Below are 20,983 nucleotides of genomic sequence, written 5' to 3'. Positions count from 1 at the left end.
ATTTATCGGGCCTCGGTAACCATAAAGTGTTGCCGAGCGCCTGCCACTAGAATCTCCACCTCATCCCCTTCAAACTTGCCCAATAGGCTTTTGCCCAGGGGCGAGCGCGGGGTGATGACGGTCACCGGTTGCCCGACCACATCGACTTTCAACCCTGCCGCATCCGGCGCCAAAAATAGCCATTGCTGGCGACCGTTCTCGTCTTCCAGGCCCAACAGCGCCCCGACTTCTATCCCGCGTTGTTCATCGTACCCTCGCAACTGAAGGTTCTGGCACAGCGTCAGCGATTGCTTGATCTCCTCGACCCGCTTGGCCTGCCCGGCCGCGAGGTATGACGCCTCCAACCCCAGGGTGTCGTATTTGTTCTCGGCGATGTTTTCTTCGTGGGTCGCGGTTTCGTAAGCGGTCTGCGCGGCGCGTTGGGCAATATCGAGGTCGGCGGTGAGTTTTTCCAGGATCAACTGGAGGACGGCGTGTTTATTCATGATCTTCAATCGCAAAATTGCAGGACATTGGCCCGAGTCTTTTCACTGGGGGCGTTCTGGTCCTGTTGCAGCCAGAACTGGCATTTGGGGTTGGACAGGTTGCGCGCATTACTGCGGGCCTGGTCCAGGGCCTGTTGTTGTTCCTGCTTTTGCAGGTTTTGTTGATACTGTTCGAACATGCGGTTCGGTGGCTGCGGCACAACTGCGGCCGGCTCGCCCAACTGCTGAACCGCCTGGGCCACGGGTGCCAGGCTTTGGGGAAACAGATAGCGAGTTGCCAGCCAGGCGGTCAGCGCAATGGCGATAAACCCCAGCCACACGCCTGCGGCAATGGCGATGCACAGCTTGAACAGTGACAGCTGACGGTCGGACATGATGGCCTCCTGGCAGACATTGACGGCGTGGTGCCGATTGTCGCACAGCCGCCGTGCAGAATAATCGCGATCAAGCCTTCTGCATCAGCGCATTTATGCGGACAATCGAGCCTTTGGACGATGGAGCCCGGAATGAAAGCCCGCTGGGATATTTTTTGCAGCGTCGTCGACAACTACGGCGACATCGGCGTGACCTGGCGCCTGGCCCGACAGTTGGTGGCGGAGCATGGTTGTGAGGTGCGCTTGTGGGTCGATGACCTGCGGGCGTTCGAGCGCATGTGCCCGCACATTGATGTGCAGATGGACCAGCAATGGCAAGAGGGCGTAGAGGTGCGGCACTGGCCGGCCGAATGGCCGGGCGCGCAGTCGGCCGATGTGGTGATTGCTGCATTCGCCTGCCAGCTGCCGCCGCACTACATGGAGCGCATGGCCGAGCGTGAGCGTCCGCCGTTGTGGATGAACCTGGATTACCTCAGCGCAGAAGACTGGGTGGTGGGTTGTCATCGCCTGCCTTCGGTGAAGTTCAAGGGGGTGCAGAAGTACTTTTTCTTCCCCGGCTTTCGTCCTGGTACCGGTGGTTTGCTGCGTGAAGCCGGGTTGGTGGAGCGACGCCAGGCTTTTCAGCAGGATGACGTTGCGCAACGACAATTCCTGCAGAGCCTGGGCGTGTCTCCTGCGGGCGGGGCACGATTGATCTCATTGTTTGCCTATGAGAATCCTGGGCTGGCCGGTTGGCTGGACGTGCTCGCCAAGGATGGGCGTGCGACTCACTTGCTGGTGCCGGAAGGGCGAATTCTGGGGGATGTGCAACGCTGGTTGGGCGTGACCAGCCTGTCGGCGGGAGACATCCAGGTACGCGGGGCGCTGACGGTGCAGGTCATTGCATTCATGCGCCAGGAGCAATATGACCATTTGCTGTGGTGTTGCGAGTTCAACGCCGTGCGCGGTGAGGATTCCTTCGTGCGCGCCCAATGGGCGGGGAGGCCGTTGCTGTGGCATATCTACCGCCAGGATGAAGACATCCACCTGGACAAACTGGATGCCTTCCTTGAGTTGTACACCGCTGCACTCTCGCCTGCCGCCAAAGCGGCTGTCTTTGCGCTTTGGCAAGCCTGGAACGCTGATGGCGACATGGCACAGTCCTGGAAAATGCTGCTGGAACACTGGCCCGAGGTGAATGAGCACGCGCAGAACTGGTGTCTGGAACAAGGCTTGCAGGCCGATCTTGCGACGGCGCTGGTACAGTTTTATGAAAGTTGGATATGATACGCCACCTTGATTTTTGTAAATCCCATCCAAATTTCGGATATATGCAATGAAAACTGGTAAAGAACTGAAACCCGGTACAGTGATCCGTCTCGAAAACGACCCTTGGCTGGTTCAGAAAGCTGAGTTCACCAAGTCTGGTCGTAACAGCGCAATCATGAAGACCAAGCTGAAGAACCTGCTGACCGGTTACAAGACCGAGATCGTCTACAGCGCTGACGACAAACTGGACGACGTGATCCTCGACCGCAAGGAAGCGACCCTGTCCTTCATCAGCGGCGACACCTACACGTTCATGGACACCACCGACTACACCATGTACGAGCTGAACGCTGAAGATATCGAAGCCGTTCTGCCGTTCATCGAAGAAGGCATGGAAGACGTCTGCGAAGCGATTTTCTTCGAAGAGCGCCTGGTGTCCGTAGAGCTGCCGACTACCATCGTGCGTAAGGTTGCCTACACCGAAGGTTCCGCTCGCGGCGACACTTCGGGCAAGGTGATGAAGCCTGCCAAGCTGAGCAACGGTACCGAACTGCAAGTGGCCGATTTCATCGAAATCGACGACCTGATCGAGATCGACACCCGCGAAGGTGGTTCGTACAAAGGTCGCGCCAAGAAGTAATTCTGGCCCCGCCGGTACGCAAAAAGCCCGACCTGGTGTCGGGCTTTTTTGTGGGCGTCTGTTTATCAGACTGTTACATGCAAGCGCACATCCACGTTGCCACGGGTGGCGTTGGAATAAGGGCATACCTGGTGGGCGGCGTCGACCAGGCTTTGCGCATCCTCCTGGGCCAGGCCCGGCAGGCTGACGTGCAGGTCGATGTCCAGGCCGAAACCGCCGGGGATCTGACCGATGCCAACGTGGGCGGTGATAGAGGCGTCATCCGGGATTTTGCGTTTGGTCTGGCTGGCGACAAATTTCAGCGCCCCGATGAAGCAAGCGGAGTAGCCCGCGGCGAACAGTTGCTCCGGGTTGGTAGCCTGGCCACCAGCACCGCCCAATTCCTTGGGGGTGGAGAGTTTGACGTCGAGGATGTTGTCGCTGGAAACAGCGCGACCATCACGGCCGCCAGTGGCGGTGGCTACTGCGGTATAGAGCGTTTGCATGGGGCGTTCCTCTTTGGTTGGTAGCGCTAAATGTTTGCGCGCTAATTAGTTGGCAGGGCCAATGTATAGCGCTAATGTTTTGCGCGCAAGCTAAATGTTTTTGACTGGCTGAAATTTAATGTGGGAGGGGCGCACCGCCCTTCCCACATTAAAGTGATTTGCTGTTTTCTAAATAGCGCTTTGCAGATTGCCGCGCAACGCGATCAGGTCGGCTTGCAGCTTGCGCAATTGCGCAAGCTGCATCCCGCTGGCGCCCAGGATGCATTGGGGCACATCCTTGGCCTTGCCCTGCAAGGCACGCCCGGCGTCGGTCAGCTCTACCACCACCACCCGCTCATCTTCGCGGCTACGGGTGCGGCTAAGCAGGCCCTCGGCTTCCAGGCGTTTGAGTAATGGCGTGAGTGAACCGGGGTCCGTCAGCAGGCGGCTGCTGATTTCGCTGACGGTCAAACCATCCTCTTCCCACAGCACCATCATGGCCAAGTACTGCGGGTAGGTCAGGCCGAGCGCCTGGAGCAAGGGTTTGTACACCTTTGTCATCAGCAACGAGGTGGAATGCAAGGCGAAGCACAGCTGATTGTCCAGCAGCAGCGATTGGCAGGGATCAGGGTTTTTACTCATTGGGGTGCCTCGTAAAAGCGTGTCTGCGCTGGAATCTAGCGGGCAAATCTTTAATGCGCCAGGTAATTTTGCCAGGCGGGTCAGATCAGGCCGCTTTGCAAGGCCAAATCCCAAGGCGGCACTGGGCTGAAGCGCGACTTGAGGTATTCAAGGAGTAATCGGCTACGGGCGTTGGGTTGTTGTTCCAGGCGCAGCGCATAAATGCCGGCGGTCTCCGGGCTGGGCAGGCCGTTTTCACAAAACAGCGGCAGCAGCTCACCGCGTACCAGGTATTCACTGGCAAGCCAGGTAGGCAAATGCGCGATGCCCAGCCCCGCCAGCGCACCGCTGAGCAGGGCCTCAGCGTTGTTGGCGCTCAGGCGGATACGCCGCGGACGATAAGTGGTGCGACGCCCGTCATGCTCAAAGCGCCAGGCAAACATTGGCGCCAGGCCATCCCAGTCAAGGCCGTCATGCTCGCTCAGTTCCCGAGGATGGGTCGGTGTGCCGCGGCTCTTCAAATAGGCCGGGCTGGCACAGGCGATACGCACGATGCTCGCCAGCGGGGTAGCGATCAACCGCGTGTCTACGATATGCCCGGCACGCAGCACCAGGTCGACCTTGCCCAGATGTGCGCCCTGCATATCGACAAAGCTGTCGATCAGGTGCAGATGCACGTCCAGGCCCGGGTACACGTTCAAAAAATCCGCAATCACCGGTGCCAGGTGCCGTCGACCGAATGCCGCAGGTGCATCCACCCGGATCAAGCCTTCCGGCGCGTGGCTCAGGGACACTGCTTCCGCCCGCGCCAGTTGCAACTCACTGACGATCCGCCGGGCCCGTTCGGCAAAGGCCAAACCCGCCGGTGTCGGCAGCACCGCATGGGTGCTGCGCTGGAACAGCTGGCTGCCCACTGAGCTTTCCAGGCTGTCGATACGCCTAGCCACCGCGGAGGGCGTCAGCGGATGGCGCCGTGCGGCGGCGGAAAAGCTGCCGGTTTCCAATACGTCCAGAAACAGGCCCAGTTGTTCGGTGAGGGTATTGGGGTTCATTGGCTAGCGCTTGTGCGAGATTGGCATAGCCATTGTGCGTTGCTGTGCGTTTCCGCGCTAGAGCCGACTGCGTAGCATGCAAGACTTGGGATGACGGAGTAGCGCGGTGTTGGATTTAGTGATGTACCTGATATTGGGCGCGGCCCTGGGCACGGTGGGTGGGCTGTTTGGCATTGGCGGAGGGCTGATTGCTATCCCGGTGCTGGGCGTGCTGTTCGGCCTGGATCAGCAGATCGCCCAGGGCACCGCCTTGGTCATGGTGGTGCCCAACGTGATGCTTGCCCTGTGGCGCTATCACCAGCGTAATCGCATCGAGTTGCGTCACGCCTTGCCATTGGGCGTGATGGGATTCTGCTTTGCCTGGCTGGGATCTATCTGGGCGGTGGGGCTGGATGCGGGCGCAATGCGTATCGGCTTTATTGCGTTCCTGGTGGCGCTGTCGGCCTACAACCTGCTGCGCATGTTCACCCGCAACGCGCCGCCCACGACGCAGATGCGCTATTCATGGCCGTGGCTTGGTGTATTGGGCGCGGCGTCCGGCTCCATGGGCGGATTGTTCGGCGTGGGTGGCGCGGTGGTCGCCACGCCGGTACTCACCAGTGTGTTCGGCACCACCCAAGTGGTTGCCCAAGGCTTATCGTTGGCCTTGGCGCTGCCCAGCACCAGCGTGACTCTGGTCACTTATGCCTGGCACCACGAGGTGGACTGGATGATCGGCCTGCCACTGGCGGTAGGTGGCCTGCTCAGTATCAGTTGGGGTGTGAAAGTCGCGCACGCCATGCCGGAGCGCCTGTTGCGCGGCCTGTTCTGTGGCTTTTTAGTGGTGTGCGCGGTGATGTTGACCTTTAAAGTTTGAAGCCTTCAACGATGTACTCCGCCAGGCATTCCGTGATCGGCGACGTCATCTGCGGGTTGCGTAGCAAGCGCAGATTCATCGACGGCAGCGGGGGAAAGCCTTCTTCGCTGCCAAGCACTCGCAGGTCGTCGGTGATCAGGCTTTCCATGCTGACCATCGCCGCCAGGCCAGCACTGACCACCGCCTGGATCGCCGCGCCGTTGGAGCTGTGATAGGCCAGGCGATAATCCCGTCCGGCCGCATCCAGTGCGGCGCGTGCCCAATGGGTGTACAGGCAGTCATCGCCGGAAATCGCCAGTGGCAGGGCATCGTGCTCATCGACACAGAAGCACGGTGACGCAGCCCACACCATGCGTTCAGTGCGCAACAACTCACCGATATCATTACCGGGCTCGCGGCTGATGACGGTCAGCGCCAGGTCCCGCCGTTGCATCAATACAGACGACGCCTCGCAGTGCATCTCAAGCTGAATCAGTGGGTAAGCTTTGGAAAACTGCTTTAGGATCCCCGGCAGAAAACGCATCACGTAGTCATCCGGCGTGCCGATGCGTACCAGCCCCACCATGTGTGGCTCGCGCAGGGTATTGAACACCTCGCTGTGCAGTTTCAGGATGCGCCGCGCGTACCCCAGCAGCACTTGGCCTTCGGGCGTAAGCCGCACCTGTCGGCCATCACGCTCGAACAGCTTGCGCTGCAACACATCCTCCTCCAGGCGTTTCATCTGCATGCTCACCGCCGATTGAGTGCGGTTGACCAGCTCACCGGCGCGGGTAAAGCCACCTTGGTCGGCAATGGCCACGAAGGTGCGTAGCACGTCAGTGTCGATACTCGGGTAACCGGACAATGGATCAATCTCCGAGATGTATTGCATAAGAAACATTCGTTGGATTGATCATAGCGGCAGGCACACACTTTCGTCATCCCCACTGGAGGGCGAGTAGATGAAAGGCCAGAAAGGTTCTGTATTGCTGAATAAAGGGGCGTTTGCCGAGCTGTTCCACAGGTTTGCGCGTTGGCAGTTATTGCATCAGGAGCGCAACTTGCTGGCGACCTTGAGCGATGACGCACTCAAAGATATTGGGCTCAACCGCGCCGACGTCGAGCAGGAAAGCCATCGGCATTTCTGGGAAGACCCGCTGCGAAAGTAAGCCAGGATGCAGTAGGGTAGGGGCGAGCTTTTATGGAGATTGCCATGCCCGCCGACCTGTCCTTTTCACTCAAGCAAGCTCGACGCATGGCGCTGGCCGCCCAGGGTTTCTCGGGGCGCCAAGCGCCTGCCCAGATAAAAGCTGCGCACCTCAACCGGCTGATCGAACGCCTGGGCGTTATACAGATCGACTCGGTCAACGCATTGGTGCGTTCCCACTACCTGCCGTTGTTCTCCCGCCTGGGCCAGTACACCCCGTTGCTCCTTGAGCAAGCAGCCTGGAGCCAGGGGAGGCGGCGTTCATTGTTCGAGTATTGGGGGCATGAGGCGTCGCTGTTGCCGATGGCGATGTACCCGCTGATGCGCTGGCGCATGGAGCGGGCCAGGCAAGGGCAGGGCATCTATGCGCAGATGGCGCGTTTTGGCCGTGAGCAGCAGGCGACTATCCAGCGTGTGTTGCACAGCGTCGAGCAACAGGGCGCCTTGGGTGCGGGCAGTTTGTCGACCCGAGAGGAGCGTGCCGGGCCCTGGTGGGATTGGAGTGATGAGAAGCACGCACTGGAATGGCTGTTCGCCGCCGGTTTGGTCACCGTCGCTGGGCGCCGGGGTTTTGAGCGGCTATATGATTTGCCGGAGCGTGTGATCCCGGGCGAGATTCTTCAAACGTCCGTGAGCGAGGCTCAAGCCCAGCGCGGCTTGCTTTTGCATAGCGCGACGGCGCTGGGTATCGCCACCGAAAAGGACCTGCGCGATTATTTCCGCCTCGACCCCGCGGACAGCCGCCCGCGCTTGGCCGAACTGGTCGAGGACGGGCAGTTGCTGACGTGCCAGGTGCAAGGCTTTAAGCAACCAGCGTACTGTCTGCCGGAGCCCAAAGTGCCACGCAAAGTGCCGGCGAGTGCCTTGCTGTCACCGTTCGATTCATTGATATGGGAGCGCAGCCGCACCGAGCGCTTGTTCGATTTCCGCTATCGACTGGAGATCTACACCCCGCAAGACAAGCGGGTGTATGGCTACTACGTGCTGCCGTTTTTGCACAATGAGCGGATCGCTGCGCGCGTCGACCTGCGGGCCGAGCGTGTCCATGGGCGGCTGGCGGTGCATGCAGTGCACGAAGAGGACTCGGGGCTGGACGACGAAGGCATGTTGGCGCTGGCCTTCAACCTGCGGCAAATGGCCGCCTGGCTGGGGCTGGAGCAGGTCCAGCTCAATTGCCAGCGACCCGATGCCGCCCGATTAAGGGCGGCGATGTTGATCAGCGTTTGACCTGTTTCAAGGTCTCGGCAATCAGAAACGCCAGCTCCAGCGACTGATCGGCATTCATCCGTGGGTCGCAATGGGTGTGATAGCGGTCCGATAGCCCGTCTTCGGTAATCGGCCGTGCGCCGCCGATGCATTCGGTGACGTTCTGCCCGGTCATCTCGATATGAATGCCGCCGGCGTAGCTGCCTTCGGCGTGGTGCACCTGAAAGAACTCCTTCACTTCGCCGAGGATTTGCGCAAAGTCGCGGGTCTTGTAGCCGCTGCTGGCCTTGATGGTGTTGCCGTGCATCGGATCGGAGCTCCACAGCACCTGCTTGCCCTCGCGCTGCACGGCGCGGATCAGGTTGGGCAAGTGGTCGCCGACCTTGCCTGCGCCCATGCGCGCAATCAGGTTGAGGCGACCAGGGTCATTGTCCGGGTTAAGGATATCAATCAGGCGGATCAGATCGTCCGGGTTCATGCTCGGCCCGACTTTCACGCCGATCGGGTTGTTCACCCCGCGCAGGAATTCGACGTGGGCGCCGTCCAACTGGCGTGTACGGTCGCCGATCCACAGCATATGGGCCGAGCAGTCGTAGTAGTCGTTGGTCAGGCTGTCGCGACGCACGAAGGCTTGTTCATAGTTGAGCAGCAACGCTTCGTGGGCGGTGAAGAAGCTGGTTTCGCGCAATTGCGGCGAGCTGTCCATGCCACAGGCGCGCATGAAGGCCAGGGTCTCGTCGATGCGGTCTGCCAGTTGGCTGTACTTCTCGGCCAGTGCGGAGTTGGCGATAAAGTCCAGGTTCCACTTGTGCACCTGGTGCAGGTCGGCGAACCCCCCTTGGGCAAACGCGCGCAGCAGGTTGAGGGTGGCGGTGGACTGGTGGTAGGACTGCAACAGGCGGTCCGGGTCCGGCACACGGCTTTTTTCATCGAAGCCGATGCCGTTGACGATGTCGCCACGGTAGGCGGGCAGGGTGATGCCGTCGATGGTCTCATCGTTGGACGAGCGCGGCTTGGCAAACTGGCCGGCCATGCGTCCGACTTTCACCACCGGGCAACCGGCGGCGAAGGTCATGACAATCGCCATCTGCAGCAGCACCTTGAAGGTGTCGCGGATTTTTGCCGCGGAGAACTCGGCAAAACTCTCGGCACAATCGCCACCTTGCAGGAGGAAAGCGCGGCCCTGGGTCACTTCGGCAAACTGGCGACGCAACTCACGGGCTTCCCCGGCAAACACCAGCGGCGGGTAGCTGGCCAGGTTCTGCTCCACCTGCAACAGGTGTGCAGCGTCCGGATACTGGGGTTGTTGCTGGATCGGCAGGGCGCGCCAGCTGTCGGGGCTCCAGGGTTGGCTCATCATGAACTCGATTGGGTGATTGACGGATGACGCTGATGTTATCAGCAATTAGTGCGTGACCTGTTGCTGCCGGTTGGCCGACAATCGCGCCTTTGCCAAGCGGTAAACCCCTTAGGAGTAGTGATGACCGAGGAGCGTGTCGAGCGCCTGCTGGCCGAAGTCCATGATGATTTCGGCATGATCCGTGTGCTCGAAGTAGCCGATTACCGCTTTCTCGAATTCGGCGACGCCATCGAGCAAAGCTGCGTGTTCACCGCCGATCCGAGCTGGTTGGAGTATGACTACACCCGCGCCATGTTGATCGGTGCGCTGTGCCATGAGCAGCCGGAGAGCGCGTTGTTCCTCGGTTTAGGGGCGGGCACGTTGACCCAGGCATGCCTCAGGTTTCTGCCGCTGGAAGACGTCGAGGCCATTGAACTGCGCCCTGATGTACCGCGCCTGGCCATCGAATACCTGGGGCTCGATGACGACCCGCGCTTGTACATTCGCGTGGGGGACGCCCTGCAATTGCTCGATACCGCTGAATCGGCCGACCTGATCTTCGTCGACCTCTACACCGATGTCGGCCCCGGTGTGGGGCATCTGGCCTGGACCTTTCTGGAAAGCTGCCAGAAGAAACTCAACCCCGGCGGCTGGCTGGTGATCAATCAGTGGGCCACCGATGATGGTAAACCGCTGGGCGCGGCATTGCTGCGTGGGTTGTATCACCGACACTACTGGGAGCTGCCGGTGAAGGAGGGCAATGTGATTCTGCTGGTGCCTTCCGAGCTGGATCAGGAACTGGACCTCGATGCCCTGTCAGCCCGCGCCGAAGCCTTGGCGCCGCGATTGGGGTACTCGTTGCAGCCGTTGATCAAGGCTATTCGGCCGGCAACCTAGTTGTGTGCTCCGTCGCCATCGGGAGCTTGCCCCCGATGGCGTCGGTATTACCAACTCAAATCCCCTTGAACACCCCCGGCCGCTTCTCGATCATCGCCCGCACGCCTTCCTTGGCATCCTCGCTGTTGAGCAATTTATCCACCATGGGCGGCAGGGCGGCGGCGGCGACAGCTTCGCCTTCCATACGCGCCAGACGCGCCGACATCAGCGTCGCCTGCACGCCAAGCGGCGCCTGACGAGCAATGCGGTTGGCCAGTTCGATGGCGCGGGGCAACAGGTCTTCACTGGCCATTACTTCCTGTACCAGGCCCAGGCGCAGGGCTTCATGGGCGTCGAACTCGTCTCCGGTAAGCAGCCAGCGCATCGCATTGCCCCAGCCCGCGATCTGGTGCAAGCGCATTGTTGCGCCGCCAAACGGAAAGATCCCACGTTGCACTTCCATCTGTGCAAAGCGTGTATTGCTGGCGCAGAGGTTGATATCCGCCGCCAGCATCAACTCGATACCAATGGTCAGGCAGTAGCCCTGGGCCGCGACGATCACCGGTTTGCTGACCCTGGGCCCTGCGAATACGCCCCAGGGATCGCATCCGCCGAGCGGCGGTTGCCAGCCGCCCGCCATCACGCCGCTGACATTGGCCAGGTCCAGCCCCGCCGTGAAGTGATCGCCGTGGGCAAATACCACGGCCACCCGGGCGTCATCGTTTCGATCAAATTCGCCATAGGCCAGGCTCAGCTCATTGAGTAAATCCAGGTCGAAGGCATTGCGCTTGGCCACGCGGTCCAGGCCCAGCAACAGAACATGGCCCTCAAGTGCACGGCTGACGCGGCTACTGCTGGCTTGTTTCATCGGGTGTGCCCTCGGGCGCGGGTAGGGTTTCAGACCGAAGGGCCTGAGTGGGTGGGTGAACCGTTTAAGCTTGATGACCAGCAGGGCCGGGCCTTTGAAAAATAGACCCTGGCGCACAGATCTGCAAAGCCCGCGACGCAGCGCGGTTTATCAGTGCGCTGCGATAAAAAAAGCTCCCTTTTTCAGCTATTTCCGGTATAGTGCGCGCCGGCCTTTAACCGGGCCGCGTTTAGGTAGCGCAATTCCCCGAAGTCAGCTTCGGCTGCACGTCCGCACAGCGGACTCTCCCTTGACGAATCTTTTTCATTCATTCGTTTTCGCAAATCCCCGCCGACAAAGCAGCCAGGGCGACTCTTGAGTCTCAACACGGCATGCGCAGCTTTGGAGCATGGGTCTTTGCGGATGCACTTAGAGGCAGACCCATGACCCAGGAAACCGGCGGCTTCGCCGCTTTTAATCTTAACCCGAACATTCTCGCCGCTGTCATCGCGACTGGCTACGAAGAACCTTCGGCTATTCAGCAGCAATCGATCCCGATCATCATGGCCGGCCAGGACATGATTGGCCAGGCGCAAACCGGTACCGGTAAAACCGCCGCGTTCGCCCTGCCTATTTTGCATTGTATCGATCCTGCCAAGCGCGAGCCGCAAGCCCTGATCCTGGCGCCAACCCGAGAGTTGGCGCTGCAAGTAGCAACCGCTTTTGAAACCTACGCCAAGCAAATGCCAGGCGTAACCGTTGTGGCCGTTTACGGCGGCGCGCCGATGGGCCCACAACTCAAGGCTATCCGTAACGGCGCACAGATCGTTGTCGCCACCCCGGGCCGTCTGTGCGACCACCTGCGTCGTGACGAAAAAGTCCTGTCGACCGTGAACCACCTGGTTCTGGACGAAGCTGACGAAATGTTGAAGCTGGGCTTCATGGATGACCTGGAAGTCATCTTCAAGGCGCTGCCACCGACCCGTCAGACCGTATTGTTCTCGGCCACCCTGCCGCAGTCGATCCGTGCCATTGCCGAACGCCACCTGCGCGATCCGCAACACGTGAAGATCCAGACCAAGACCCAGACCGTTACCGCGATCGAACAGGCTCACCTGTTGGTTCACGCTGACCAGAAGACCTCGGCTGTATTGAGCCTGCTGGAAGTCGAAGACTTCGACGCCCTGATCATGTTCGTGCGCACCAAGCAAGCGACCCTGGACCTGGCCAGTGCCCTGGAAGCCAAAGGCTACAAAGCCGCTGCGCTGAACGGTGACATCGCCCAGAACCAACGTGAGCGCGTGATCGACTCCCTCAAGGATGGCCGTCTGGACATCGTTGTGGCGACCGACGTTGCTGCTCGTGGCCTCGACGTTCCACGTATCACCCACGTGTTCAACGTTGACATGCCGTACGATCCAGAGTCCTACGTTCACCGTATCGGCCGTACCGGCCGTGCGGGTCGCGAAGGTCGTGCACTGCTGCTGGTGACTCCGCGCGAGCGCCGCATGCTGCAAGTGATCGAGCGTGTCACCGGTCAGAAAGTTGCCGAAGTACGCCTGCCGGATGCCCAGGCCGTTCTTGATGCACGCATCAAGAAATTGACCAACAGCCTGGCGCCATTGGTGGCTGATGCTGAATCGACCCACGGCGACCTGCTGGACCGCCTGACCGCCGATATCGGTTGCACCCCGCGTGCCCTGGCTGCAGCCCTGCTGCGCAAAGCGACCAATGGTCAAGCCCTGACCCTGGCTGCCATCGAGAAAGAGCGCCCACTGGTCCCGAACAACGCCCCGCGCGGTGATCGTCCAGAGCGTTCCGGCGACCGTCCAGAGCGTGGTGATCGTGAGCGTCGTGCTCCGGTTCCATTGGCTGAAGGTCGTGCTCGTTGCCGTACCGCGCTGGGTGCGCGTGACGGTATCGCTGCCAAGAACCTGCTGGGCGCTATCCTCAACGAGGGTGGCCTGGCGCGTGAAGCCATCGGTCGCATCCAGGTACGTGACAGCTTCTCCCTGGTGGAGCTGCCGGAAGATGGCCTGGAAAAACTGCTGGCCAAGCTCAAAGACACTCGCGTTGCCGGTAAGCAGCTCAAACTGCGTCGCTACCGCGAAGATTGATCCGCCTCTGGGCTGATTGATCGCACATAAAAAACCCCCGACTGGTTCGGGGATTTTTTTTGCCTGGGATTTCAGGCTGTGCATCTGCGTTAGCCAAAGCGGTAGATGTCCATGCCCAAGGCGCCGAGGGTGAAGCCCTGATGCGCCACGCTGAAATCACCTCCGGCACCCCGCGCAAAGTACAGCGGCAACAAATGCTCGTCGCTGGGGTGGCTGCGCACTGCATGGGGCGCCAGGAGGCGATAGTCATGCAAGGCTGTTTCGTCACCGGCAGCGAGTTTTTCGACCACCCAGTCGCGAAAGGCTAGCGCCCATGGCGTGATGGTTTCCGGCCCGGCGCGCCAGTCCAGCTCACTGAGATTATGGGTGATGCTGCCGGAGCCGATCAGTAGCACACCTTGATCGCGCAGGCTGCAGAGGGCGTGTCCAACCCGGGTTTGAAAAGCCGGGCCCATGCGGCTTGGCAGGGAGACTTGCACCACCGGAATATCCGCCGCCGGGTACATCAGCGACAGGGGCACCCAGGTGCCATGGTCGAAGGGCTGTTGGTTGTCGACGCGTGCAGTCAGGCCGTCAGCCTGCAATAACTCGACAATTTCATTTGCCAGCTGTGGATCACCCGGCGCAGGGTATTGCACCGCAAACAGTTCGCGAGGGAAGCCGCCGAAGTCGTGCCAGGTTTCGGGCGCGGCGCTGCCACTCACCAGTAACTCGTGGCTTTCCCAATGCGCCGATACCACCACAATCGCCTTGGGCCGTGGCAACGCGGCTGCCAGGGCCTGCAGCGCCGGGCCGCTGGCACCGGGTTGCAGGGCCAGCATCGGAGAGCCATGGGAGATAAACAGGCTGGGGAACATAAGAGGGGCCCTGAAGATTAATATGGGGCTATCTTCATTCAGATCATTAATCGAGATCTAATATAAGATTTAGTGTCTTTTGATCGATTTTTTCAAGGTGATGCATGGACGCAAAAATTTGGCAGGAACGCTGGGCAACCAATCAGATCGGTTTTCATCAGTCCGACGTTAATCCTTACTTGCAGCGGCATTGGTCAGCGTTGGCCCTGGCTGATGGTGCCAGGGTTTTCGTGCCTTTGTGTGGCAAGAGCCTGGACATGAAGTGGTTGGCGGATCGCGGGCATCGCGTGATGGGTGTGGAGGTGTCTGATCAAGCCGTTGAGGCGTTCTTCAGCGAGCAGGGGCTTACGCCGCAGATCGATCATAGAGGCGTGTTCAAGGTGTATCAGGCGGGCCTGGTCGAGGTGTGGTGCGGTGACTTCTTCGCCCTTGACGCAAGTGCCTTGGCTGATTGCACGGCGCTGTATGACCGCGCGGCACTGATCGCCTTGCCGCAGCCAATGCGCTCGCGATACACCGAGCATCTCGATACCCTGCTGGCCCCCGTCTGTGAGGGGTTGTTGATCACTGTCGACTACGACCAGGTACAAAGGGCTGGCCCGCCTTTCGCTGTCCCGGATGAGGAAGTGCAGTCGCTGCTGGGCCCGCACTGGAATGTGGTTACGCTGCAAGAGCGGGACATTTTGAGTGAAAGCAGCAAATTCAAGGCGGACGGCGTTACTCGGCTTGATGAGCGTGTTTATCGGCTGACCAGGCGGTAAATCACGCCCACGAAAAAGGGGCGATTCAATCGCCCCTTTTTTGTCTTGCCTGGGTTATCAGCCCCGACGACGCAGTGCGTCGATCCGCTCTTCCAGCGGCGGGTGGCTCATGAACAGGCGAGCCATGCCCTGTTTGATGCCACCGTTGATGCCAAAGGCCGTCAGGCTGTCCGGCATATGCACTGGCAGGCCCTGTTCGGAGCGCAAGCGTTGCAGCGCGCCGATCATTGCGCTGGTGCCCGCCAGGCGTGCGCCGGCTTCATCTGCGCGGAACTCGCGTTTGCGCGAGAACCACATGGTGATCGCGCTGGCCAGGAAGCCCAGCACCAACTCGGCGAAGATGGTCGCCACGAAGTAGGCAATGCCGCGACCTTCTTCGTTCTTGAAGATGACCTTGTCGACAAAGTTGCCGATGATCCGCGCAAAGAACATCACGAAGGTGTTCACTACGCCTTGTACCAGCGCGAGGGTGACCATGTCGCCGTTGGCCACGTGACCGATCTCGTGGGCCAGCACCGCCTTGACTTCATCGGGCGAAAAACGCTCCAGCAGGCCCTGGCTTACGGCCACCAGCGCGTCGTTCTTGTTCCAGCCGGTGGCGAAGGCGTTGGCCTCATAGGCAGGGAAAATCCCCACTTCGGGCATTTTGATGCCTGCTTCTTGAGATAGCTGCTCCACGGTTTGCATCAGCCATTGTTCATGGCGAGTGCGAGGTTGAGTGATGACCTGGGTGCTGGTACTCATCTTCGCCATCCACTTGGAGATGAACAGCGAAAACAGCGAGCCGGCAAAACCAAAGACCGCACAGAATACCAACAGCTGATTGAGGTTCAGGTCAACCCCGTTGGCCGCCATGAACCCGTTGAAGCCGAACAGGCTCAGGGTGATGCTGGCAATCAGCACGACCGCCAGGTTAGTGGCCAAGAACAGCAGGATGCGCATCATGGTTGTAGGGTTCTCCTCATGCTTAATATGTCGCGTACTGCGGGGTATATAAGGTGCCGCATGGGGTGATTCAACCGAGCGACTATTTCAAACTGTGTCCTACAGCGTGAACGTAAGGCCCTGAAGGGATTTTCCGACCTGTATTGTCGGCCATGACCGGCGTGAGTTTGCCTTGCCGCCCCGTGATTATAGGGGGCACGCCTCGGGCAGGGGCTGAGTGAACTACCACCGCACGTAAGCGAGAAAGAAGTGTTGCCAGATAATCGCTGTACGACCCAATGTGAGTCGTACAGCGTCAATGTCCTTACTGGCGATAGGACTTCAGGAAGTTGCCGATGCGACCGATGGCCATTTCCAGGTCATCCACACGTGGCAAAGTCACCACGCGGAAGTGATCCGGCCATGGCCAGTTGAACGCAGTGCCCTGAACCACCAGCAGCTTTTCCGACAGTAGCAGGTCGAGCACGAACTTCTCGTCGTTGAGAATCGGGCAGACTTTCGGGTCGATCCGCGGGAACGCATACAACGCGCCCATAGGCTTCACACAGCTCACACCGGGGATCGCGTTGAGCAACTCCCAGGTGCGGTTGCGCTGCTCCAGCAGGCGACCCTGGGGCAAGATCAGGTCATTGATGCTCTGGTAGCCGCCGAGGGCGGTCTGGATGGCGTGCTGGCTCGGCACGTTGGCACACAGGCGCATGTTGGCCAGCATGTCGATACCTTCGATGTAGCTCTGGGCATTATGCTTGGGGCCGGAAATGGCGATCCATCCGGAGCGGAAGCCCGCCACGCGATACGACTTGGACAGGCCGTTGAAGGTCAGGCACAGCAGGTCCGGAGCCAGGGAGGCGGTGCATATGTGAACGGCGTCATCGTAGAGGATCTTGTCGTAGATCTCGTCGGAGAACACTACCAGGTTGTGCTGGCGTGCCAGTTCAAGCATGCCCAGCAGCACTTCCTTGGAGTACACGGCGCCGGTAGGGTTGTTCGGATTGATGATCACCAGGGCCTTGGTGTTGGGGGTGATCTTGGCCTTGATGTCGGCCAGGTCCGGAAACCAGTCGGCACCTTCATCACACAGGTAATGCACCGGATGGCCGCCAGCCAGGGTCACGGCAGCGGTCCAGAGCGGATAGTCCGGTGCCGGCACCAGCACTTCATCGCCATTGTTGAGCAGCGCCTGCATCGACATCACGATCAGCTCGGACACGCCGTTGCCCAGGTAGATGTCCTCGATGCCGACACCTTCGACCTGCTTCTGCTGGTAGTACTGCATTACCGCCTTGCGTGCACTGAACAGGCCCTTGGAGTCGCTGTAGCCTTGGGCGGTCGGCAGGTTGCGGATCACGTCCTGGAGGATTTCGTCCGGCGCTTCGAAACCAAACGGCGCCGGGTTGCCAATGTTCAACTTGAGGATGCGATGGCCTTCCTCTTCCAGGCGCTTGGCGTGCTTGAGCACTGGGCCGCGAATGTCGTAGCAGACGTTGGCGAGCTTGTTCGATTTGCTGACCTGCATGGCGATGTGATCCTGAAAATGAACGATTCAGACGGCGTAGGCACTACCGTAGGGTGAATCCTGCGCGGTTCGCCCCCATAAATACGTTTGAATGCCGATGGCGCGGGTGCCAGACTGGCGTTTTGAAGAGGCGCAATCATACGTGCCGCCTGATCCATGGAAAAGACACAGATCAGGGTTTTTCAGTTGCCGAGGTGTACCGATGGAAAAGTTGCAGAAAACCGTTGATGAGTGGAAGGCCATGCTCGACCCTGAGCAGTACAACGTGTGCCGCCTCAAGGGCACCGAGCGGCCTTTCAGCGGCAAGTACAACGGCACCAGGACCGACGGCGTGTATCACTGCATCTGCTGTAATGAGCCTCTGTTCGATTCGACCACCAAGTTTGATTCCGGCTGCGGCTGGCCGAGCTTCTACGCGCCGATTGCCGACAGCGCGATGATCGAAATTCGTGACGTCAGCCACGGCATGATTCGTACCGAAGTCACCTGCGCCAAGTGCGACGCACACCTGGGGCATGTGTTCCCGGACGGCCCGCCGCCGACGGGCCTGCGCTACTGCATCAACTCGGTGTGCCTGGACCTGGTGCCGCGCTCGGCTTGAAGCGATAAACAGGCCCGAATGCCGGTCGGTCAAGCGTACGCGTATCACTTCTTCCCCTGAATTGAGGCATTGCCATGAGCGACTCCCTGCTGAGCATCCCTTGCACCACCATCAAGGGTGAGCAAAAGACCCTGGCCGATTTCGCCGGCAAGGCCATTTTGGTGGTCAACACCGCCAGCAAATGTGGCTTCACCCCCCAGTACAAGGGCCTGGAGCAACTTTGGCAGCGCTACAAGGACCAGGGGCTGGTGGTGCTGGGGTTTCCCTGCAACCAGTTCGGCAAGCAGGAACCGGGTAACGAAGGCGCGATAGCCGAGTTCTGCGAGCTGAACTTCGGCGTCAGTTTTCCGCTGTTCAAGAAGGTCGACGTCAATGGCAGCGATGCCCACCCGTTGTTCGTACAGTTAAAAAAGCAGGCCCCGGGGCTGCTGGGCTCCAAGAATATCAAGTGGAACTTCACCAAGTTCCTCATCGGCCCCGACGGCAAGCAGGTCAAGCGTTTTGCGCCAACGACCAAGCCCCAGGACCTGAGCCAGGAGATCGAAGCCTTGCTCAAATGACCACGATAGTGTGGGCGCAGCCTCAGAGGCTTGTCGTCGTCGGTACCCACAACTCCAGCAACGCATGGAGTTCTTTGCGGCGAAACGGCTTGGCCAGGTAATCGTTCATGCCCGCCGCCCGGCAACGCTCGCGTTCTTCGGACAGGGCATTTGCGGTCAAGGCGACAATGGGCAGGTCTGGCCAGCGCCCGCTGCGGCGAATTTGCCGGCTGGCCTCGTAGCCATCCATCACCGGCATGTTGCAGTCCATCAGCACCATATCGAAGCGCTGGTCCTCAAGCAGCTTGAGCGCTTCCCCACCATGGGCAGCCACAATCACCTCACACCCCAGCTTGCTGAGCATCCCCTTGGCCACCAGTTGATTGACCGCGTTGTCCTCCACCAACAGGATGCGCGCGCGGTGAGCCAGCGGCGCGGCTTCCATCTGGATCGGGTCGAGGATCGGTTGCGTGTTGCTGCGCAGGTTGCGTTGCAGGATCTGGTACAGCGCGTTACGGCTCAATGGACGTGCTTGTTGCTGCAGCGGTGCCAGCGCCGCGACTTCTTCACTGGGCATGAAGTTGCCATAGGCGGTGACCAGCAGAATCGGCGCGCTGATTGCCGGGCGCAAGCGGAACAAGCATTCAGGGCAGTCGGTAATCAACAGGTCAGGGGCCAGTGCGCTCAAATCATCGTCTTGGGAATAGCACCTTGGTGTCAGCCCCCAAGAGGGCAGCAGGGTGGTGAGCAGCTCTGTCAACCCGCCACCGGCATGGGTGATGGCGATTACATCACCTGTGAGTGGTGTATAGCGCGTGGCAGGCAGATGAGTGGGTAGCGGGAGGTCGGCGCAGAACTGGCTGCCAAAGCCCACCTCCGAGCTGATACTCAAGCGGCCTTGCATGGCTTCACACAGATTGTGCGTCAAGGCCAGCCCCAAACCCGTACCGCCAAATTGACGGGTGATGCCCGCTCCGGCCTGGGTGAAGGGTTGGAAGATTTTCACCTGGGCTTCCTGGGCGATACCGATGCCGGTATCACAGACTTCAATATTGACCCTGCCTTCCAGGGCACGCAGGCGCACATCGACCCGGCCGAAGCGGGTGAACTTCAAGGCATTGGAAAGCAGATTACTGACGATTTGCCGCACCCGGGTCGGGTCGCCGATGACCTGGGCGGGAAACTGTGGATCAATCAGGCACGTCAGCTCGACACTCGGCGCCGCATTCTGCGACAGCAGGTTGGCAGTGTCTTCCACCAGTGAGCCCAAGTCGAAGGGGATATGTTCCAGTTCCAGTTGGCCGGCATCGAACTTGGACAGATCGAGAATATCGTTGAGCAATTCGACCAGCACTTTGCCCGAGTCATGGGCGATCGACAGTTGCTGGCGCTGCTCGGCATTCAGTGAGCTGTCGAGCGACAGTGCAATCATCCCCAGCAGGCCATTGAGCGGCGTACGGATTTCATGGCTCATATTGGCGAGGAACGCGGCCCGTGCCTGTGCCATACCCAGCGCGGTCATCCTGGCTGCTTCCAGTTCATCATTGGATTGGCTCAAGCGTTGGTTGCTGGCCTTGAGTTCAAGGGTGCGCGCCGAAACGATATTTTCCAATTGGCCCAGGTATTCGGTGAGGCGGTCCTCGGCGTGACGCCGCTGATGGATCTCGGTTTCCATGTTTTCAAATTGCTGGTTGGCGACGTCGACCAATACGCCGATTTCGTCGTGCTCATGCCCCGGCGGGCAATCCAGGCGTGCCTGTTTGCGGGTACTCAACTCTCGGATAATACGTACCAGTGGTTGAGTGAGCATTACGTAGAATAAGCCCAGCAAGATCCCGGTCAGCAGCAGGCTGCGGGTAAATCCGTTGAGCAAGGTGATCTCGGCGCGATGCAGGAAACGGCTGCCAAAGGCATAGGTATCGACGTCGAGGCGCAATACACCGAGGGATTCGTTGGGCATATGGTTGAGAAACAGTCGGTCCTCGAACTGACGATTGGCGCCAAACAGAAAATCGCTGACCGGGCGATAGTTGCTTTCCTTGCGCGGGCGGTTGACGTCGGCCAGCACCGCGCCATTGTTGTCGATCAGCTGCGCACGGGTAATTGCAGGGGAGTGCAGCAGGCCCAGGGTCAGCTCCTGGGCGAGTTCGGCATCGATGTTGTAGGCGATACGCGACGCGGGGTTATGGCTGATTTCAATCAGTGAGCGTATTTCACGGTTGATGGATGCGTCTTCACTGGCATAATCAATGCCGATTTGGATCAGGCTGAGCAAGGTTCCCAACACGAAACCGACCAGCACAGTCAATCTGGCTTGTTTATAAGACAAGCGGTGGGCGAACTTGATATCCATCGAGTGTTGAACCACTTCACGTTTCCTTTCGCCCGGCAAGCATAGCTGAACATCCCCAAGCTTCAGCTTGCCGGGCACGAATCGTTTTTTGACGCAGCCT

At 59.8% G+C, this 20,983-nt stretch carries 22 protein-coding genes; 10 read left to right on the top strand and 12 right to left on the bottom strand.

Going from position 1 to position 20,983, the window contains the following annotated elements; translation table 11 throughout:
- Positions 1–2: 2 nt before the first annotated feature.
- On the bottom strand, positions 3–485 hold the full coding sequence (locus tag QMK52_RS26145) for a GreA/GreB family elongation factor (RefSeq protein ID WP_005786425.1): 483 nt from the start codon (positions 483–485) through the stop codon (positions 3–5).
- Positions 486–490: 5 nt separating this feature from the next.
- Complete coding sequence (locus QMK52_RS26140; RefSeq protein ID WP_005786426.1) at positions 491–859, bottom strand: hypothetical protein; 369 nt, start codon at positions 857–859, stop codon at positions 491–493.
- Between the two features lie 132 nt (positions 860–991).
- Here QMK52_RS26140 and earP point away from each other — a divergent pair, with 132 nt between their 5' ends.
- Entirely contained in the window at positions 992–2,125 is a 1,134-nt protein-coding gene (gene earP, locus QMK52_RS26135; protein WP_148852298.1) for an elongation factor P maturation arginine rhamnosyltransferase EarP, read from the top strand.
- A gap of 49 nt (positions 2,126–2,174) precedes the next feature.
- Complete coding sequence (locus QMK52_RS26130; protein ID WP_003172723.1) at positions 2,175–2,747, top strand: elongation factor P; 573 nt, start codon at positions 2,175–2,177, stop codon at positions 2,745–2,747.
- A 65-nt stretch (positions 2,748–2,812) separates the two neighbouring features.
- On the opposite strand, the gene QMK52_RS26125 is transcribed toward QMK52_RS26130, so the two are convergent.
- The 3 genes from QMK52_RS26125 to QMK52_RS26115 form a co-directional block, all read right to left on the bottom strand.
- Complete coding sequence (locus QMK52_RS26125; protein ID WP_005786430.1) at positions 2,813–3,232, bottom strand: organic hydroperoxide resistance protein; 420 nt, start codon at positions 3,230–3,232, stop codon at positions 2,813–2,815.
- Between the two features lie 168 nt (positions 3,233–3,400).
- Entirely contained in the window at positions 3,401–3,853 is a 453-nt protein-coding gene (locus QMK52_RS26120) for a MarR family winged helix-turn-helix transcriptional regulator (RefSeq protein WP_005786431.1), read from the bottom strand.
- A gap of 80 nt (positions 3,854–3,933) precedes the next feature.
- Positions 3,934–4,884, bottom strand: a complete 951-nt coding sequence (locus QMK52_RS26115; RefSeq protein ID WP_005786433.1) for a LysR family transcriptional regulator — start codon at positions 4,882–4,884, stop codon at positions 3,934–3,936.
- A gap of 106 nt (positions 4,885–4,990) precedes the next feature.
- Here QMK52_RS26115 and QMK52_RS26110 point away from each other — a divergent pair, with 106 nt between their 5' ends.
- The gene (locus tag QMK52_RS26110; RefSeq protein ID WP_005786435.1) at positions 4,991–5,740 is read left to right on the top strand and encodes a sulfite exporter TauE/SafE family protein; all 750 of its coding nucleotides are present in this window, start codon (positions 4,991–4,993) and stop codon (positions 5,738–5,740) included.
- Here QMK52_RS26110 and QMK52_RS26105 read toward each other — a convergent pair.
- Positions 5,730–6,611, bottom strand: coding sequence for a LysR family transcriptional regulator (locus QMK52_RS26105; protein WP_005786436.1), 882 nt, complete (start codon positions 6,609–6,611; stop codon positions 5,730–5,732). The genes QMK52_RS26110 and QMK52_RS26105 overlap by 11 nt on opposite strands.
- Positions 6,612–6,681: 70 nt before the next feature.
- On the opposite strand from QMK52_RS26105, the gene QMK52_RS26100 reads away from it, so the two are divergent.
- The gene (locus QMK52_RS26100) at positions 6,682–6,888 is read left to right on the top strand and encodes a DUF1127 domain-containing protein (RefSeq protein ID WP_005786437.1); all 207 of its coding nucleotides are present in this window, start codon (positions 6,682–6,684) and stop codon (positions 6,886–6,888) included.
- A gap of 44 nt (positions 6,889–6,932) precedes the next feature.
- Positions 6,933–8,153, top strand: a complete 1,221-nt coding sequence (locus QMK52_RS26095; RefSeq protein ID WP_320403652.1) for a winged helix-turn-helix domain-containing protein — start codon at positions 6,933–6,935, stop codon at positions 8,151–8,153.
- Here the strand turns inward: QMK52_RS26095 and QMK52_RS26090 are convergent.
- Positions 8,143–9,489: a class II 3-deoxy-7-phosphoheptulonate synthase gene (locus QMK52_RS26090; protein ID WP_122732652.1), complete on the bottom strand. Its 1,347-nt coding sequence runs from the start codon at positions 9,487–9,489 to the stop codon at positions 8,143–8,145. The two genes, QMK52_RS26095 and QMK52_RS26090, sit on opposite strands and share 11 nt — an antisense overlap.
- Positions 9,490–9,612: 123 nt before the next feature.
- On the opposite strand from QMK52_RS26090, the gene QMK52_RS26085 reads away from it, so the two are divergent.
- Positions 9,613–10,368, top strand: a complete 756-nt coding sequence (locus QMK52_RS26085) for a spermidine synthase (protein WP_005786442.1) — start codon at positions 9,613–9,615, stop codon at positions 10,366–10,368.
- A gap of 55 nt (positions 10,369–10,423) precedes the next feature.
- Here QMK52_RS26085 and QMK52_RS26080 read toward each other — a convergent pair whose 3' ends face one another.
- Positions 10,424–11,215 (bottom strand): crotonase/enoyl-CoA hydratase family protein, encoded by a 792-nt coding sequence (locus QMK52_RS26080; protein ID WP_005786443.1) that lies wholly within the window; start codon positions 11,213–11,215, stop codon positions 10,424–10,426.
- A 422-nt stretch (positions 11,216–11,637) separates the two neighbouring features.
- Here QMK52_RS26080 and QMK52_RS26075 point away from each other — a divergent pair, with 422 nt between their 5' ends.
- Entirely contained in the window at positions 11,638–13,311 is a 1,674-nt protein-coding gene (locus tag QMK52_RS26075; protein WP_005786445.1) for a DEAD/DEAH box helicase, read from the top strand.
- 89 nt (positions 13,312–13,400) lie between these two features.
- Here QMK52_RS26075 and QMK52_RS26070 read toward each other — a convergent pair whose 3' ends face one another.
- Positions 13,401–14,168 carry a DODA-type extradiol aromatic ring-opening family dioxygenase gene (locus QMK52_RS26070; protein ID WP_005786447.1) on the bottom strand — a complete coding sequence of 256 codons (768 nt, stop codon included), beginning with the start codon at positions 14,166–14,168 and terminating at the stop codon, positions 13,401–13,403.
- Positions 14,169–14,272: 104 nt separating this feature from the next.
- On the opposite strand from QMK52_RS26070, the gene QMK52_RS26065 reads away from it, so the two are divergent.
- Positions 14,273–14,929, top strand: a complete 657-nt coding sequence (locus QMK52_RS26065; RefSeq protein ID WP_005786449.1) for a thiopurine S-methyltransferase — start codon at positions 14,273–14,275, stop codon at positions 14,927–14,929.
- Positions 14,930–14,986: 57 nt separating this feature from the next.
- On the opposite strand, the gene htpX is transcribed toward QMK52_RS26065, so the two are convergent.
- Together htpX and QMK52_RS26055 are read right to left on the bottom strand one after the other, a co-directional pair.
- The gene (gene htpX / locus QMK52_RS26060) at positions 14,987–15,874 is read right to left on the bottom strand and encodes a protease HtpX (RefSeq protein ID WP_005786451.1); all 888 of its coding nucleotides are present in this window, start codon (positions 15,872–15,874) and stop codon (positions 14,987–14,989) included.
- Between the two features lie 304 nt (positions 15,875–16,178).
- Entirely contained in the window at positions 16,179–17,390 is a 1,212-nt protein-coding gene (locus QMK52_RS26055; RefSeq protein ID WP_003189906.1) for a pyridoxal phosphate-dependent aminotransferase, read from the bottom strand.
- A 202-nt stretch (positions 17,391–17,592) separates the two neighbouring features.
- On the opposite strand from QMK52_RS26055, the gene msrB reads away from it, so the two are divergent.
- Positions 17,593–17,991 carry a peptide-methionine (R)-S-oxide reductase MsrB gene (gene msrB / locus QMK52_RS26050; RefSeq protein ID WP_005786454.1) on the top strand — a complete coding sequence of 133 codons (399 nt, stop codon included), beginning with the start codon at positions 17,593–17,595 and terminating at the stop codon, positions 17,989–17,991.
- Positions 17,992–18,065: 74 nt separating this feature from the next.
- Positions 18,066–18,551, top strand: coding sequence for a glutathione peroxidase (locus QMK52_RS26045; RefSeq protein WP_005786456.1), 486 nt, complete (start codon positions 18,066–18,068; stop codon positions 18,549–18,551).
- 22 nt (positions 18,552–18,573) lie between these two features.
- On the opposite strand, the gene QMK52_RS26040 is transcribed toward QMK52_RS26045, so the two are convergent.
- Entirely contained in the window at positions 18,574–20,883 is a 2,310-nt protein-coding gene (locus QMK52_RS26040; protein ID WP_320404216.1) for a response regulator, read from the bottom strand.
- Between the last annotated feature and the right edge of the window lie 100 nt (positions 20,884–20,983).

Source organism: Pseudomonas sp. P9_2 (assembly GCF_034008255.1).
GTDB lineage: Bacteria > Pseudomonadota > Gammaproteobacteria > Pseudomonadales > Pseudomonadaceae > Aquipseudomonas > Aquipseudomonas synxantha_A.
The sequence above is the reverse complement of the archived record's forward strand: the minus strand, read 5'-3'. Positions and strand labels throughout refer to the sequence as shown.

Excerpts from the sequence above, each read along its gene's own strand:
- QMK52_RS26145 (WP_005786425.1), bottom strand. The coding sequence starts at position 485 with ATGAATAAACACGCCGTCCTCCAGTTGATCCTGGAAAAACTCACCGCC.
- QMK52_RS26140 (WP_005786426.1), bottom strand. The coding sequence starts at position 859 with ATGTCCGACCGTCAGCTGTCACTGTTCAAGCTGTGCATCGCCATTGCC.
- earP (WP_148852298.1), top strand. The coding sequence starts at position 992 with ATGAAAGCCCGCTGGGATATTTTTTGCAGCGTCGTCGACAACTACGGC.
- QMK52_RS26130 (WP_003172723.1), top strand. The coding sequence starts at position 2,175 with ATGAAAACTGGTAAAGAACTGAAACCCGGTACAGTGATCCGTCTCGAA.
- QMK52_RS26125 (WP_005786430.1), bottom strand. The coding sequence starts at position 3,232 with ATGCAAACGCTCTATACCGCAGTAGCCACCGCCACTGGCGGCCGTGAT.
- QMK52_RS26120 (WP_005786431.1), bottom strand. The coding sequence starts at position 3,853 with ATGAGTAAAAACCCTGATCCCTGCCAATCGCTGCTGCTGGACAATCAG.
- QMK52_RS26115 (WP_005786433.1), bottom strand. The coding sequence starts at position 4,884 with ATGAACCCCAATACCCTCACCGAACAACTGGGCCTGTTTCTGGACGTA.
- QMK52_RS26105 (WP_005786436.1), bottom strand. The coding sequence starts at position 6,611 with ATGCAATACATCTCGGAGATTGATCCATTGTCCGGTTACCCGAGTATC.
- QMK52_RS26100 (WP_005786437.1), top strand. The coding sequence starts at position 6,682 with ATGAAAGGCCAGAAAGGTTCTGTATTGCTGAATAAAGGGGCGTTTGCC.
- QMK52_RS26095 (WP_320403652.1), top strand. The coding sequence starts at position 6,933 with ATGCCCGCCGACCTGTCCTTTTCACTCAAGCAAGCTCGACGCATGGCG.
- QMK52_RS26090 (WP_122732652.1), bottom strand. The coding sequence starts at position 9,489 with ATGAGCCAACCCTGGAGCCCCGACAGCTGGCGCGCCCTGCCGATCCAG.
- QMK52_RS26085 (WP_005786442.1), top strand. The coding sequence starts at position 9,613 with ATGACCGAGGAGCGTGTCGAGCGCCTGCTGGCCGAAGTCCATGATGAT.
- QMK52_RS26080 (WP_005786443.1), bottom strand. The coding sequence starts at position 11,215 with ATGAAACAAGCCAGCAGTAGCCGCGTCAGCCGTGCACTTGAGGGCCAT.
- QMK52_RS26075 (WP_005786445.1), top strand. The coding sequence starts at position 11,638 with ATGACCCAGGAAACCGGCGGCTTCGCCGCTTTTAATCTTAACCCGAAC.
- QMK52_RS26070 (WP_005786447.1), bottom strand. The coding sequence starts at position 14,168 with ATGTTCCCCAGCCTGTTTATCTCCCATGGCTCTCCGATGCTGGCCCTG.
- QMK52_RS26065 (WP_005786449.1), top strand. The coding sequence starts at position 14,273 with ATGGACGCAAAAATTTGGCAGGAACGCTGGGCAACCAATCAGATCGGT.
- htpX (WP_005786451.1), bottom strand. The coding sequence starts at position 15,874 with ATGATGCGCATCCTGCTGTTCTTGGCCACTAACCTGGCGGTCGTGCTG.
- QMK52_RS26055 (WP_003189906.1), bottom strand. The coding sequence starts at position 17,390 with ATGCAGGTCAGCAAATCGAACAAGCTCGCCAACGTCTGCTACGACATT.
- msrB (WP_005786454.1), top strand. The coding sequence starts at position 17,593 with ATGGAAAAGTTGCAGAAAACCGTTGATGAGTGGAAGGCCATGCTCGAC.
- QMK52_RS26045 (WP_005786456.1), top strand. The coding sequence starts at position 18,066 with ATGAGCGACTCCCTGCTGAGCATCCCTTGCACCACCATCAAGGGTGAG.
- QMK52_RS26040 (WP_320404216.1), bottom strand. The coding sequence starts at position 20,883 with ATGGATATCAAGTTCGCCCACCGCTTGTCTTATAAACAAGCCAGATTG.